The sequence below is a fragment of the Aeromonas molluscorum genome (genome assembly GCF_051376105.1).
Taxonomy (GTDB): Bacteria; Pseudomonadota; Gammaproteobacteria; order Enterobacterales; family Aeromonadaceae; genus Aeromonas; species Aeromonas molluscorum.
In genome coordinates, this window is the sequence record NZ_JBPQCY010000002.1 from 922,425 (window position 1) to 935,464 (window position 13,040).

The 13,040-nt window shown below is 58.0% G+C and carries 15 protein-coding genes; 10 read left to right on the forward strand and 5 right to left on the reverse strand.

Annotated elements, in window-relative coordinates; translation table 11 throughout:
• Nucleotides 1-16: 16 nt before the first annotated feature.
• The 5 genes from prfA to kdsA all read left to right on the forward strand — a co-directional run bounded on the left by prfA (nt 17) and on the right by kdsA (nt 4,373).
• Nucleotides 17-1,105 carry a peptide chain release factor 1 gene (gene prfA / locus ACSMDR_RS14915; protein ID WP_005907889.1) on the forward strand — a complete coding sequence of 363 codons (1,089 nt, stop codon included), beginning with the start codon at nt 17-19 and terminating at the stop codon, nt 1,103-1,105.
• 49 nt (nt 1,106-1,154) lie between these two features.
• The gene (prmC, locus tag ACSMDR_RS14920) at nt 1,155-2,003 is read left to right on the forward strand and encodes a peptide chain release factor N(5)-glutamine methyltransferase (RefSeq protein WP_436468757.1); all 849 of its coding nucleotides are present in this window, start codon (nt 1,155-1,157) and stop codon (nt 2,001-2,003) included.
• A 38-nt stretch (nt 2,004-2,041) separates the two neighbouring features.
• On the forward strand, nt 2,042-2,425 hold the full coding sequence (locus tag ACSMDR_RS14925) for a SirB2 family protein (protein ID WP_436468758.1): 384 nt from the start codon (nt 2,042-2,044) through the stop codon (nt 2,423-2,425).
• Nucleotides 2,426-2,513: 88 nt separating this feature from the next.
• A complete protein-coding gene (locus ACSMDR_RS14930) occupies nt 2,514-3,317 on the forward strand; it encodes a SirB1 family protein (RefSeq protein ID WP_436468759.1) in 804 nt (267 codons plus the stop codon).
• Between the two features lie 201 nt (nt 3,318-3,518).
• Nucleotides 3,519-4,373, forward strand: coding sequence for a 3-deoxy-8-phosphooctulonate synthase (kdsA, locus tag ACSMDR_RS14935; protein WP_005911759.1), 855 nt, complete (start codon nt 3,519-3,521; stop codon nt 4,371-4,373).
• Between the two features lie 148 nt (nt 4,374-4,521).
• Here the strand turns inward: kdsA and grcA are convergent, their stop codons facing one another.
• Nucleotides 4,522-4,902, reverse strand: a complete 381-nt coding sequence (gene grcA, locus ACSMDR_RS14940) for an autonomous glycyl radical cofactor GrcA (protein ID WP_436468760.1) — start codon at nt 4,900-4,902, stop codon at nt 4,522-4,524.
• A 472-nt stretch (nt 4,903-5,374) separates the two neighbouring features.
• Between grcA and ung the strand changes: the two genes are divergently transcribed.
• Nucleotides 5,375-6,043, forward strand: coding sequence for a uracil-DNA glycosylase (ung, locus tag ACSMDR_RS14945; RefSeq protein ID WP_005907865.1), 669 nt, complete (start codon nt 5,375-5,377; stop codon nt 6,041-6,043).
• An 81-nt stretch (nt 6,044-6,124) separates the two neighbouring features.
• A complete protein-coding gene (locus ACSMDR_RS14950; protein ID WP_436468761.1) occupies nt 6,125-6,670 on the forward strand; it encodes a hemerythrin domain-containing protein in 546 nt (181 codons plus the stop codon).
• 132 nt (nt 6,671-6,802) lie between these two features.
• Here ACSMDR_RS14950 and ACSMDR_RS14955 read toward each other — a convergent pair whose 3' ends face one another.
• Together ACSMDR_RS14955 and tal are read right to left on the reverse strand one after the other, a co-directional pair.
• The gene (locus ACSMDR_RS14955; protein ID WP_005907863.1) at nt 6,803-6,985 is read right to left on the reverse strand and encodes a DUF3545 family protein; all 183 of its coding nucleotides are present in this window, start codon (nt 6,983-6,985) and stop codon (nt 6,803-6,805) included.
• A gap of 165 nt (nt 6,986-7,150) precedes the next feature.
• Nucleotides 7,151-8,104 carry a transaldolase gene (gene tal, locus ACSMDR_RS14960; protein ID WP_436468762.1) on the reverse strand — a complete coding sequence of 318 codons (954 nt, stop codon included), beginning with the start codon at nt 8,102-8,104 and terminating at the stop codon, nt 7,151-7,153.
• Between the two features lie 39 nt (nt 8,105-8,143).
• Between tal and ACSMDR_RS14965 the strand changes: the two genes are divergently transcribed.
• From ACSMDR_RS14965 to ampC, 3 genes are all read left to right on the forward strand, one after another.
• Nucleotides 8,144-8,419 (forward strand): hypothetical protein, encoded by a 276-nt coding sequence (locus ACSMDR_RS14965; protein ID WP_436468763.1) that lies wholly within the window; start codon nt 8,144-8,146, stop codon nt 8,417-8,419.
• 398 nt (nt 8,420-8,817) lie between these two features.
• Complete coding sequence (locus tag ACSMDR_RS14970) at nt 8,818-10,248, forward strand: alanine/glycine:cation symporter family protein (RefSeq protein ID WP_005907861.1); 1,431 nt, start codon at nt 8,818-8,820, stop codon at nt 10,246-10,248.
• Nucleotides 10,249-10,502: 254 nt separating this feature from the next.
• On the forward strand, nt 10,503-11,669 hold the full coding sequence (gene ampC / locus ACSMDR_RS14975; protein WP_436468764.1) for an FOX/MOX family class C beta-lactamase: 1,167 nt from the start codon (nt 10,503-10,505) through the stop codon (nt 11,667-11,669).
• A 115-nt stretch (nt 11,670-11,784) separates the two neighbouring features.
• Here ampC and ruvX read toward each other — a convergent pair whose 3' ends face one another.
• On the reverse strand, nt 11,785-12,210 hold the full coding sequence (gene ruvX / locus ACSMDR_RS14980; RefSeq protein WP_005907859.1) for a Holliday junction resolvase RuvX: 426 nt from the start codon (nt 12,208-12,210) through the stop codon (nt 11,785-11,787).
• A 33-nt stretch (nt 12,211-12,243) separates the two neighbouring features.
• Nucleotides 12,244-12,798, reverse strand: a complete 555-nt coding sequence (locus ACSMDR_RS14985) for a YqgE/AlgH family protein (protein ID WP_436468765.1) — start codon at nt 12,796-12,798, stop codon at nt 12,244-12,246.
• Nucleotides 12,799-13,040 lie beyond the last annotated feature (242 nt).

Here is a 13,040-nt window from a genome sequence, read left to right on the forward strand (position 1 = left end):
TGAGATATCGGGAACTATGAATCCGTCACTGATCAGAAAGCTGGAAGGCCTCATCGAGCGCCACGAAGAAGTACAGGCCTTGCTCGGCGAGCCGGGGGTGGCCTCGGATCAGGACAGATACCGCGCCCTGACCCGGGAATATTCCCAGCTGGAAGACATAGTCCACGCCTTCCAGCGTTTTCGTCAGGCCGAAGACGATCTGGAAACCACCAAGCTGATGCTGGAGGACACGGACACCGACTTGCGCGAGATGGCGCAGGAAGAGCTGCCCCTGGTCAAAGCCACGCTAGAAGAGCAAGAACAGGCGCTGCAGGTGATGCTGTTGCCAAGAGATCCCCGGGATGACAACAACTGTTATCTGGAGATCCGTGCCGGGGCGGGCGGTGATGAAGCCGCCATCTTTGCCGGCGATCTGTTTCGCATGTACTCGCGCTTTGCCGAGCGTCAGGGCTGGCGCCTCTCCATCGTCAGCTGCAACGACGGTGAGCATGGTGGCTACAAGGAGGTGATCGCCAAGATAGATGGCGAGCACGTTTATGGCCGCCTCAAGTTTGAATCCGGTGGCCATCGCGTGCAGCGCGTGCCCGAGACCGAATCCCAGGGGCGGGTGCACACCTCCGCCTGTACTGTCGCCGTGCTGCCGGAAGTGCCGGAAGCCGAGCAGATCGAGATCAATGCGAACGACCTGAAGATAGATACCTTCCGCGCCTCCGGGGCCGGTGGTCAGCACGTCAACAAGACGGATTCCGCCATCCGCATCACTCACCTGCCGACCGGTCTGGTGGTGGAGTGCCAGGATGAGCGTTCCCAGCACAAGAACCGCGCCAAGGCGATGTCCGTGCTCAGCGCCCGTTTGCAGGCGGCGGAAGATGAACGTCACCGCGCCGCCGAGCAGAGCACCCGTCGCAATCTGGTCGGGTCCGGCGATCGTTCCGAGCGCATTCGTACCTACAACTACCCTCAGGGTCGCTTGTCCGAGCACCGCATCAACCTCACCCTCTACCGGCTGGGCGAAATACTGGAAGGGGATCTCGACTGCGTCATTACCCCCCTGGTGCAGGAGTATCAAGCCGATCAGCTCGCCTCTCTGGCAGAGAACAGCTGATGCAGCATCTCTGTGCCGATAACGCCATGACCTCGGTGGAGCGCCGCTGATGCAGATCCAGCAAGCCCGGGCCCATATCATGGCGACGTTGGCCTTTGGGGAATCCCCCCGCGCCGATGCCGATGCGCTGCTCTGCCATCTGCTGGATTGTCGGCGCAGCTACCTGATGACCTGGCCGGAGCGTACCCTCGATGCCGCCCAGCAGGCCACTTTGCATGCGTGGCTCACTCGCCGTCTGAATGGTGAGCCCATCGCCCACCTCATCGGAGAGCGGGAATTCTGGTCGCTCCCCCTCAAAGTCAGCCCGGCGACGCTGATCCCGCGTCCGGATACCGAGCTACTGGTCGAACAGGCGCTCTCCCGGTTGCCCGCCGGGCCTTGCCGCCTGCTCGATCTTGGCACCGGCACCGGCGCCATCGCGCTGGCGCTCAAGTCAGAGCGTCCCGGTGACGATATCTGGGCCCTGGATCTGATGCCCGATGCCGTCGCCCTGGCCCGGGAGAACAGCCGGGCCTTGTCATTGCCACTGACACTGCTGGCGGGCAGCTGGTTTGCCCCGCTGGCCGAATTGGCGGCGCCGCCGCGTTTCGACCTTATTGTCTCCAACCCACCCTATATAGATCCGGATGACGAACATCTGGCTCAGGGTGATGTGCGCTTCGAACCACGCTCGGCACTGGTCGCCGACGAGCAGGGGCTGGCTGACTTGCGCCAGATAGTGGCGCAATCCCCGGACTATCTGCTCGCGGGAGGTTGGCTGCTGCTCGAACACGGTTGGACCCAGGGGGAGGCGGTGCGCAACCTGCTGTTGCAGCAGGGTTATCAGAGGGTGGCGACCATACGCGATTATGGCGATAACGAGCGAGTGACCCTGGGTTGCTGGCACCCTCATGACTGATGGCGGGCCAGGCCCCTGTCTTGTTCAAGGAATAAGTGATGTATTTTGCTCTCAAACATCTTCACCTGCTGCTCATCGCCGCCGCCGTGCTGATGTTCATACTGCGCTTCTACTGGCAGCAAACGGGGTCTAGCCGTGCGAGGGATCCCCGCACCCTGCAACTGAGTGGCTGGTGCAATGGCCTGGTGGTGCTCACCGGCGTGGCCCTGTGCATGGTGCTGGACCTCAATCCGTTCAATAATGTCGTGCCCTGGCTCAGCGAGAAGCTGGTATCCATTCTGGTGGTTGCCTTCCTGGGACTGATGGCGCTGCGTCTGGCCCGTGGCAATCTGATCCGCTGGTTTGCCTTTTTGGGCACACTGGGATGGGTCTATTTCGTGGCCAAGCTGGCCATACTCAAGCACTCAACGCTGTTTGGTTAAGGCCCATGATGCCCGGTATTGATAAATGGACTGAGGTTGCCGACTCGCTGCTTACGACCAGCGGTCTGCTACCTAGGGGAATAGCCTGATGTTTCGCATCGATGAGTGGACCGATTTTGAGGCCCAGGATCTCGCCTTGCTGGCCCTGAGCGTCAGCGAGGAGATCAATGAGCATAATGGGGAAGGATCCCTGCGCGAACTGGAGCTGCTCGACGAGTGGCTCAATGAAACACTCCAGGAAGGCACCGCCGACGAGGTGCGCACTCAGCTGATCCATGGTTTCTACCAGAGTCTGGGGTTTCACGGCGACTGGCAGGACTTTTTCTCCTCTGGCAACAGCGACATTGCCACCGTGCTGGAGCAGCGCCAGGGGATACCGGTCAGCCTCGGCATATTGTTGATCCAGCTTGGCAGACGTGTGGGGCTGGATGTGGAAGGGATCTGCTTCCCCGGTTACTTCCTGGTGAGTTTTGCGGGTGATGAGGGGGAGGTCTATGTCGATCCCTTCAATGGCGAGGTGCTGAGCCACAGCCGTATCGAACTGTTACTGCGTGGCTCCCTCGGTAACCTGGCGACCCTGAAACCGGATCATCTGCAACCTTCGGGGCAGTGGGAGATCATCGAACGGCTGATCAATGTCAGCAAGAGTGCCTTGCTGCGCGAGAATCGCATGGCCGAGGCGCTCCGTGCCAGCGAGCTGTTGCTGCGCATGAAACCCGGTGATCCGATGGAGACGCGGGATCGAGGTTTCATCTATGAGCAGCTTGACTGCCCGCGTTTCGCCGCCGAGGACTTTGAATACTTTATTGAACAATGCCCGGACGATCCGGTGGCCGATGTGCTCAAGATGCAGCTGGCCGCTCTGGATCTCAGCCCCAAGCCCCTCCATTGAGGACCCCTGGGAACTGAAACAGAAGAAAATCAAAACCGGTGTGCCCAAGGCGCAGCGGACTTATTTAGATTCAAGCCCCAAGCCCCTTCACTTTAAGGGGCCTGGGAACTGAAACAGAAGAGTATCAAACCGGTGTGCCCAGGGCATAACGGACCGACTTGGATGCAAGCCCCCAGCCTCTTCACTTTAAGGATGCCTGAGATGGAACAGAAGAATATCAAGATCAATGACATCGATGTAGCCAACGACAAACCGTTCGTGCTGTTCGGTGGCATGAACGTGCTGGAATCCCGCGACATGGCGATGGCGGTGTGCGAGAAGTACGTGGAAGTGACCAGCAAGCTTGGCATCCCCTTTGTGTTCAAGGCGAGCTGGGACAAGGCCAATCGCTCCTCCATCCATTCCTACCGGGGTCCTGGCCTGGAAGAGGGGATGAAGATCTTCCAGGAGCTCAAGGCGACCTTCGGCATGCCGGTGATCTCGGATCTGCACGAGGTGCATCAGGCTAAGCCGGTCGCCGAGGTGGTTGACGTCATCCAGCTGCCCGCCTTCCTGGCGCGCCAGACCGATCTGGTGGAGGCCATGGCCCGCACCGGCAACGTCATCAACATTAAGAAGCCGCAGTTCCTGAGCCCAAGCCAGATGAAGAACATCACCGACAAGTTCGAGGAGTGCGGCAATGATCAGCTGATCCTCTGTGAGCGCGGCGCCAACTTCGGTTATGACAACCTGGTGGTGGACATGCTGGGTCTGGGCGTGATGAAGAAGAGCACGGGAGGCTATCCGGTGATCTTCGACGTGACCCACTCATTGCAATGCCGGGATCCCCTGGGTGCCGCCTCCGGTGGCCGTCGTGATCAGGTGACCGAGCTGGCTCGTGCCGGCATGGCGGTCGGCTTGGCAGGTCTGTTCATCGAATCCCATCCTGATCCGAAGGTGGCCCGTTGCGATGGTCCGAGTGCCCTGCCGCTGGAGAAGCTGGAAGGCTTCCTCAAGCAGATGAAGGCGATCGATGACCTCATCAAGGGCTTCGACCCCCTCGATACCTCAGCCTGATAGCAAAGAAGAGCCGGTGCCCGCTCCGTGGACCGGTTCGCCTTGAGTCAGGTGGCTTCGGTATATTCAATGGCCAGTGCCGTGGTATCCACCAATAAAAAAAACCTCCCGACGGGAGGTTTTTTTATTGCGTACCAGAAGCCGGATTTTACAGGCTCTTAGTGAAGGTACGAGTAATGACGTCGCGCTGCTGTTCCGGAGTCAGGGCGTTGAATCGCACCGCATAGCCGGAGACACGTATGGTCAGCTGGGGGTATTTCTCGGGGTTGGCGACGGCATCTTCCAGGGTCTCGCGGCTCAGCACGTTGACGTTAAGGTGCTGGCCACCTTCGACGACCGGGTCGCTTTGCAGCGGCAGCTCGCGATATTCTAACTGGCCCAGATCGGACAGTTTGACTTCCTGGTCGGCGGCAAAGGCGTCGCCTTTGGCGCAAATGCAGCGAGCCTGTTGCTGCTCTTCGTCCAGCAGCCAGAAAGAATTCAGCAGTGCAGCGTTGGCGGCCTGGGTGATTTGAATGCCCTTGATCATGGCATGACTCCTCATTAAAAGCGGATCCACTGTAAGGAAATTACCCAAATGTGCTGAAAATAACTGAAACAGCCTTAACGGGCGCTTGCCTTACACCTTTACTTTGATGGGGTCATATATAACACGTTAGTAATAAAACCAAATTTGATCCAAATCAAAAAACGTCTGGAAAGTGACGCTTTCAGACATTTAATTCGTTGAGTTTAATCAATATTAAGTCATTTATACCAACAGGTAAGATAACTTAATTATGCACCTTTCCAATCCTTAATCTAGTAATTTAACTACACCTTATCTTCTTTTTGGCTAAATAGATAAACGCAGGCCAGTGACGGGATATGACCGGGGGCTCGATCTCTGCTCCCTTATTTCAGCCCTTTTACTGGGGCGGGTCTGAGTCAGCTCTGGTTGCGTCCGGCGGTTCCTCCCCCTATTCTGGGCTCCTTGCAGAAATTGAGAACGAGGTATCCCGGTGTTGACCTGGACGGATGTGATTGGCTCCCAGAAGGAGCAGGACTATTTCAAGCAGACCCTGGCTGCGGTCAGGGCTGAGCGGGAAGCGGGCAAGCTCATCTACCCTCCGACAAGCGAGGTGTTCAATGCCTTCAAGCTGACCGAGCTGGCGGACGTAAAGGTGGTGATCCTGGGACAAGACCCCTATCACGGCCCGGGCCAGGCCCATGGCCTCTGTTTCTCCGTATTGCCCGGCGTCCGTACGCCACCCTCGCTGGTCAATATTTACAAGGAGCTGGCGCGGGACTTGCCCGGCTTCACCATCCCCAACCATGGCTTCCTCGAGTCCTGGGCCAAGCAAGGGGTGCTGCTCCTTAATACGGTGCTGACCGTTGAGGCTGGTCAGGCTCACTCTCACGCCTCGCTGGGTTGGGAAACTTTCACCGACAGGGTGATAGAGCAGCTTAATGCCAGTCGGGAAGGGGTCGTGTTTCTGTTATGGGGCGCCCATGCCCAGAAGAAGGGGCGTTTCATCGACAAGGAGCGTCACCATGTGCTCACCGCACCCCATCCCAGCCCGCTTTCAGCCCATCGCGGCTTTATCGGCTGTGGTCACTTCACTGAGACGAATCGCCTGCTGGTTGAGCAGAGCCAGAGCCCGGTCGACTGGTGTTCTGTCTGCGTCTGACTTGATTGAGGGCAAAGTTGAGGGGATAAATGGCCGTATACTCAAAGGCGGACATGCCCATTTTTAAGCTAAGGAGAGCCCATGTTAGCCAAGCTGCACCAGGATCATCTCAACATAGCCAGACTGTTGGATCTGCTCAAAAGCAAGCTCAATGCCATCAATGAGGAGCGGCCGGTCGATTATGCGCTGGTGCGTGACGTGATCGACTATCTGCTGGAAGTGGCGGACAAGTACCACCATCCCAAGGAAGATCTCATCTATGACTACTACCTCAAGTACCGCCTGGTCGAGGGAGAAGTTAGCCAACGGCTGCAACTGGAGCATGCCTGTCTGGCCGAGACCGGTGCCCAGTTGAAGGAGATGGTGGAGATGATCCTGCTGGATGCCGTCATTCCCCTGGATCAGTTTACCGCCAAGTTGGCCCAGTTCATCATCTTGCAAGAGGGCCATATGAACTATGAGGAAGGGGTGGTTTTCCCGCATCTGCGCGATGCACTGACCGAAGATGACTGGCGCCAACTCGAGCAACAGTGGCAAAACCGTGCCATAGGTGATCCCCTGTTCGGACCCGAGGTAAGCCAGCACTTTCAGGAGTTGGCTCGCCGCCTCTCTCTGCCTGCCAGCTAGCTGGCTACGCCATAAAAAAAGGCCCGGCATCATGCCGGGCCTGTTTTTATGCGCGAGAACGGGGCAAACGACTGCTTGGCTGAAATAAAAAGACCCCGCAGAGGCGGGGTCTTTTAATGAGAGTCCATGCTGTTACAGCACTATCTCTTCGGAGAGACCATCGTAGGTGATATCGATCGACTGCAGCTCCTTCTGCAAGCGATGTTTATCCTTCAATGCCTCGATTTCTCTCCACTTGCGTTTTTTTCCCGTTGTCCCGCGACCGCGTGAACCCAGCTCAACAACATCTTCAACGTCATAGCTGAACATATCCATGGATCCCTCCTTGGTTGTTATTCTTTTCATCAACCGTATAACACAGTGCTATGGAAATTAAAACGTTTTCGTGACATTCATATGACAGGGTTCAATTGGCTAAATTAATCGGCGAAAAAAAACCGGACACCCAAAGGGTGCCCGGTTTTTTCAGCAGGTGGAGACTCAAGCCAGGCGGCTGGCCAACATGGTTTCCAGTTTGCCCTGATCGACGGCAAACATGCGGATCCCTTCGGCCAGTTTCTCAACGGCCATAGCATCTTGGTTAAGCTCCCAGCGGAACTCTGCTTCATTCATCGGGGTCGGCTTAGGCAGACGATCGCCGGTGTAGTTCAGCTTGCGCACCACGGCGCCTTCGCTCTTGCTCAGCTCTTCCAGCAGGGCGGGGCCTATGGTCAGGCGGTCGCAGCCAGCCAGCTCGAGGATCTCGCCGGTGTTGCGGAAGCTGGCGCCCATGACCACTGTCTGGTAGTCGTGCTGCTTGTAGTAGTCATAGATGGCGGTAACGGATACCACGCCCGGATCTTCGCTCGGGGTGTAGTCACGGTTGTGCTTGGCCTTGTACCAGTCGAGGATCCGGCCGACGAAGGGGGAGATCAGGAAAGCACCGGCTTCGGCACAGGCGCGGGCCTGGGCGAAGGAGAACAGCAGGGTCAGGTTGCACTGGATGCCCTCTTTCTCCAGCACTTCGGCGGCGCGGATCCCTTCCCAGGTGGAGGCCAGCTTGATCAGGATGCGATCGTTGGCAATGCCAGCTTCGTTGTAGAGACGGATCAGCTTGCGGGCCTTGGCGATGCTGGCGTCGGTATCGAAGGAGAGGCGGGCATCCACTTCGGTGGAGATGCGACCCGGTACTATCTTGAGCACTTCCAGACCGATATTGACCGCCAGCTTGTCACCGGCGTCGATGAGCTGTTGAGCCTTGTCCTGGCTCTGGGCCTTGGCCCAGGCGATGGCGTCGTCGATCAGCGGTGCATACTCGGGGATCTCGGCGGCCTTGAGCACCAATGAAGGATTGGTGGTGGCGTCGGTCGGCTGGTAGCGCTTGATGGCTTCGATATCACCGGTGTCGGCAACGACTGTGGTCAGGGCTTTGAGCTGAGTTAATTTATCGGCCATGGCAAATATCATCTCTTGATGGGGAGTCATCCCAGGGTGATGGCGTGGGCGGTACGTTTTGAAACAAAATTACAAAAACGCGGCGTCAGACGCTCAGAACTGCTGGATGAGGAGACCCCATCCACACTGTTTGCCTACTTAATACAGTTGAAGGGCCTACCGCAAGAGGGGGGATTGCACAGGGATCGAACAGCGGCGTGGCTCTTGGGGTGCATCATGGTTGAAGTTAATGATTTATATGATGTTTTTAATGCAGCTATCGCACTATCGAGCGGCTTATTAACGCCACCTTTTTTGGCTTTTTATCATATTTGAGTGATTGATCACAAAAAATATCATGACCACTACTTGAAATTTTATTACATGTAAAACGTTTTTCAAAAAGCTGGCTGTTTTTGTCAGGGTGCAGGGAAACGTTTGAGCAAACGATGGCGCGCAGATCGGAGAAGCAAGGCCGTGCCGTCCTGCATCCCTGCTCGGGATAAATATACCCACATTAGGTATGGATTACCGTTTTTGTTGAATGTTTGCGGAATAAATGTTGTTTTTAGGCCCGCTATCGCTCGTTTTTTGTGATCAGGGTGACCTGGATCACTATTCTGAATCAGCACGCTATGCTAGATTCCGCCCCTTTAGCAGAAAGCTTATTTGGCAACATACAGCAAAGCGGTCAGCGCAGACTGGCCATGGATGTGAATAACAACGAGAGAATTATGGATACCTTGATAGCTTTACTGAACGACCTGATGTGGGGAGCCGTGCTCATCTACCTGCTGATCGGGGTCGGCATCTTCTTCACTTTCCGCCTGGGGTTTATCCAGGTTCGCCACTTCGGCCACATGTTCTCGGTACTGCGTAACAGCCGGAAATCTGACAAGGCTGGCATCTCCTCCTTCCAGGCGCTCTGTACCAGTCTGGCGGCCCGAGTGGGCACGGGTAATCTGGCCGGCGTCGCTGTTGCCATCTATCTGGGTGGCCCGGGTGCCATCTTCTGGATGTGGCTGATCGCCTTTATCGGCATGGCGACCGCCTTTGTCGAGAGCACCCTGGCGCAGCTCTACAAGGTCAAGGATGAGGACGGTAACTACCGAGGTGGTCCTGCCTATTACATGGAGCGCGGCCTTGGCATGCGCTGGATGGGGGTGCTCTTCTCCCTCTGCCTGCTGCTGGCCTTCGGTCTGATATTCAACGCCGTGCAAGCCAACTCCATCAGCCTGGCCATGAACGTGGCGTTCGGCATTCCTGACTGGATGAGCGGTATCGTCCTGGTGCTGCTGGCGGGCCTTATCATCTTCGGCGGCATCCGCAGCATAGCCCGCTTCGCCGAGCTGGTGGTGCCCTTCATGGCCCTGGCTTACATTCTGCTGGCCCTGGTCATTGTGGCGATGAACATCACCGAGCTACCCGGTGTATTTGCCCTTATCTTCAAGTCCGCCTTTGGCATAGAGCAGGCCGGTTCCGGCGCCATGGGTTACGCCATCTCCCAGGCGATGATCAATGGTATCAAGCGCGGTCTCTTCTCCAACGAAGCCGGTATGGGGTCTGCCCCCAACGCCGCCGCGACCGCCACCCCCTATCCGCCGCACCCGGCCTCTCAGGGTTATGTGCAGATGCTGGGGGTCTTCATGGACACCATCGTCATCTGTACCTGTACTGCCGCCATCATCCTGATGTCCGGTCAGTTCGAGCCGGGCTCTGGCATCACGGGGGTTGAGCTGACCCAGCGGGCGCTCTCGTCCCAGATTGGCAGCTCGGGTAATATCTTCATTGCCACCGCCATCTTCTTCTTTGCCTTTACCTCGATCGTGGCAAACTACTCCTACGCGGAGACCAACCTCATCTTCCTCGAGCACAACCACAAGGGTGGCCTGCTGCTGTTCCGTCTGCTGGTGCTCGGCATGGTGATGTTTGGTTCCGTGGGTGAGTTGCCGACCGTGTGGGCCATGGCAGATGTCTCCATGGGTTTCATGGCCATCGTCAACCTGGTTGCCATCCTCTTGCTCTCCGGGGTCGCCATCAAGCTGGCCAAGGATTACAACGATCAGCTCAAGCTGGGCAAGGTGCCGACCTTCGATGCCAACAAGTACCCGGAGATCCGCAGCCAGCTGGAAGCGGGGATCTGGGATACCCCAGCCAAGAAATAACGCATCAAGCCAGACAGCTAAAAAGGGGAGCCAGTGGCTCCCCTTTTTCTATGGCTCGGCAGTGGGCGCAACGTGCGGGGCGGCGGTGCTGGTCATCGGCCGCCGTGGCGGCGAGCAAGCCATGTCATCACCATCTCTCGCGTCACTTCACCCAGACTTCACATGGCCTCATATCCAGCACATGCTGGCCAGCTAAGCTGGTCTCACTGCTCACCGTGACGGTGGCATCCGATAAACAAGAGGACGAAAACCCAATGCAACAACGACAGCGGATTAACTGGGTGGCAGCGAGCACGCTGCTCTGGGTCGGCCTGGCTCAGGCGGGCAGCACTGCCACCGACATTCAAACCGATACCCTGAACAAGCTGGTCGATGCCAGCATCCAGCCCCTGCTCAAAGAGCAGAGGATCCCGGGCATGGCGGTCGCCGTGCTCCAAGGGGGCAAGGCGCACTACTTCAACTATGGGGTGGCGGATCGGGCTACCGGGGCCAAGGTCAGTGAGCAGACCCTGTTCGAGATTGGTTCGGTCAGCAAGACCCTGACCGCGACCCTTGGCGCCTATGCCGCGGTCAAGGGCGGTTTTAAGCTGGATGACAAGGCGAGCCTGCATGCGCCCTGGCTGAAAGGCTCCGCCTTCGACGGCATCACCATGGCCGAACTCGCCACCTACAGTGCGGGCGGTCTGCCGTTGCAATTCCCCGACGAGGTGGATTCCATCGACAAGATGCATGCCTATTATCGCCAGTGGACGCCAGCCTACCCGGCGGGTACCCATCGCCAGTACTCCAACCCCAGCATAGGCCTGTTTGGTCACCTGGCCGCGAATAGCCTGGACCAGCCATTTGAGCAACTGATGAGCCAGACCCTGCTGCCCAAGCTGGGTTTGCATCATACCTATATCCAGGTGCCGGAGTCGGCCATGGCGAATTATGCCTACGGTTACTCGAAGGAAGACAAGCCCGTCAGGGTCAGCCCGGGCGTGTTGGCGGCCGAGGCTTATGGCATCAAGACCGGCTCTGCGGATCTGCTGAAGTTTGTCGAGGCGAACATGGGGTATCAGGGAGATGCCGCGGTAACAAGTGCGATTGCGCTGACCCACACCGGCTTCCATTCGGTGGGGGGCATGACTCAGGGACTGGGCTGGGAGAGTTACGCCTATCCCGTCACCGAGCAGGTGCTGCTGGCGGGCAACTCACCGGCGGTGAGCTTCCAGGCCAATCCGGTCACGGGTTTTGCGGTGCCCAAAGCGATGGGCGAGCAGCGGCTCTATAACAAGACCGGCTCGACCGGCGGCTTTGGCGCCTACGTGGCGTTCGTACCTGCCAAAGGAATAGGCATTGTCATGCTGGCCAACCGCAACTATCCCAACGAGGCGCGCATCAAGGCGGCTCACGCCATCCTGAGCCAGTTGGCTGACTAGTCCTAGCTCGATAGATAACGGATACAAGTGCGCCGGGCTGCCCCGGCGCACTTTTTCATGGTCGCCAGTGGTGTGCTCGCACTGGCCGAGGAGGAGGCTCTCTTTGCGATGACCCCTAACCGTATTGCTCTTCCATCCAGGCTTCGACGATAAGCTGGGCCGAGACGCCATCCACGCTGCCCTTGTCGAGCGCCTTGTAACCGCCGCGCTCGAACAGACGGGCGCGGGCGTCCGTGGTGGTGAGTCGTTCATCCTTGAATTCGACCTGCTTGCCAAAGCGGCCATGGAGCCGATTGCCGAACTTGCGGGCCCGCACCGTGATCTCCTGATCCGTGCCGTCCATGTTGAGCGGCAGACCGACAATGAGCAAGTCCGGTTGCCACTCCTTGAGCAGTTTCTCTATCTCGTCCCAGTTGGGTACGCCGTCATTGGCCTTGAGGGAGCGCAAGGGTTGCGCCGTGCCGGTGAGCTCCTGGCCGATGGCGACCCCTATGCTCTTGGTGCCGTAATCGAAGCCCATGATGCTGCGCGCTGATGACATGTCTGTACCTGTGAGGTGAGGGAAGGGCCAGGCTTAGCTGTGCCCTATGTCGCTGGAGAGGTGCAAGGGGTTGACCCCAATACTGGCGGCAGCTTGCTGCCAGCGCAGGTGAGTCGGAGTATCGAACAGCAGCGCCTTGTCCGGTGGTATCACCAGCCAGGCACTGTCGACCAGCTCCTGCTCGAGCTGGCCTGCGCTCCAGCCGGCGTAGCCCAGCGCCACCAGATAGTGATCCGGTGCCAGCTCCGTGCCCAGGGTCTCCAGTATGTCCTTGGAGGTGGTGACCATGAGCTCGTCACTGACCTGCAGGCTGGAGTTGAAACCGGGGCGAAAGCTGTGCAGCACAAAGCCGCGCTCGGCGGCGACCGGCCCGCCCTGCAGCACGGACTGCTTGAGTTCGGGTTTGGGGGGCGGCGTCAGCTTGAGCTGGGCCAGCATGGTATCGAGCGCCATGTCGACGGGGATATTGACTACCAGCCCCATGGCTCCCTCGGGACTGTGCTCGCACAGGTAGACGAGGGCGCGCTCGAAATAGGGATCCTTGAGGCTCGGCATGGCGAGCAGAAAATGATTTTGCAGTGTTTGCATGGGTCAAATAGTGCAAGGCCGGGGTATTTGTGCCAATTATGGCAGCTAGGGCGGGCGGGCAAAACCGCTTTTTTAGTGGGCGGGCTCGGAGCTGACCCTCTGACAAGCCCGATGGGCGCCGTGCATGAGGGGGCAGCGTTTGGGGGATTGTCGCTGAAAGCCCGAAATGGCCCACTATCTTGGCGTTGCCGCACGTTGCGACCTCAGGTTTTGACAGGGGGATGAAAAACGAGGGCGCGGGT

What these genes read in the sequence shown, in the direction of transcription:
- ACSMDR_RS14965 (WP_436468763.1), top strand. Translation starts at nt 8,144, where the DNA reads ATGGCGTGGGCGGTACGTTTTGAAACAAAATTACAAAAACGCGGCGTC.
- prfA (WP_005907889.1), top strand. Translation starts at nt 17, where the DNA reads ATGAATCCGTCACTGATCAGAAAGCTGGAAGGCCTCATCGAGCGCCAC.
- ACSMDR_RS14930 (WP_436468759.1), top strand. Translation starts at nt 2,514, where the DNA reads ATGTTTCGCATCGATGAGTGGACCGATTTTGAGGCCCAGGATCTCGCC.
- ACSMDR_RS14925 (WP_436468758.1), top strand. Translation starts at nt 2,042, where the DNA reads ATGTATTTTGCTCTCAAACATCTTCACCTGCTGCTCATCGCCGCCGCC.
- ruvX (WP_005907859.1), bottom strand. Translation starts at nt 12,210, where the DNA reads ATGTCATCAGCGCGCAGCATCATGGGCTTCGATTACGGCACCAAGAGC.
- ampC (WP_436468764.1), top strand. Translation starts at nt 10,503, where the DNA reads ATGCAACAACGACAGCGGATTAACTGGGTGGCAGCGAGCACGCTGCTC.
- ACSMDR_RS14970 (WP_005907861.1), top strand. Translation starts at nt 8,818, where the DNA reads ATGGATACCTTGATAGCTTTACTGAACGACCTGATGTGGGGAGCCGTG.
- grcA (WP_436468760.1), bottom strand. Translation starts at nt 4,902, where the DNA reads ATGATCAAGGGCATTCAAATCACCCAGGCCGCCAACGCTGCACTGCTG.
- tal (WP_436468762.1), bottom strand. Translation starts at nt 8,104, where the DNA reads ATGGCCGATAAATTAACTCAGCTCAAAGCCCTGACCACAGTCGTTGCC.
- prmC (WP_436468757.1), top strand. Translation starts at nt 1,155, where the DNA reads ATGCAGATCCAGCAAGCCCGGGCCCATATCATGGCGACGTTGGCCTTT.
- ACSMDR_RS14955 (WP_005907863.1), bottom strand. Translation starts at nt 6,985, where the DNA reads ATGGATATGTTCAGCTATGACGTTGAAGATGTTGTTGAGCTGGGTTCA.
- ACSMDR_RS14950 (WP_436468761.1), top strand. Translation starts at nt 6,125, where the DNA reads ATGTTAGCCAAGCTGCACCAGGATCATCTCAACATAGCCAGACTGTTG.
- ACSMDR_RS14985 (WP_436468765.1), bottom strand. Translation starts at nt 12,798, where the DNA reads ATGCAAACACTGCAAAATCATTTTCTGCTCGCCATGCCGAGCCTCAAG.
- kdsA (WP_005911759.1), top strand. Translation starts at nt 3,519, where the DNA reads ATGGAACAGAAGAATATCAAGATCAATGACATCGATGTAGCCAACGAC.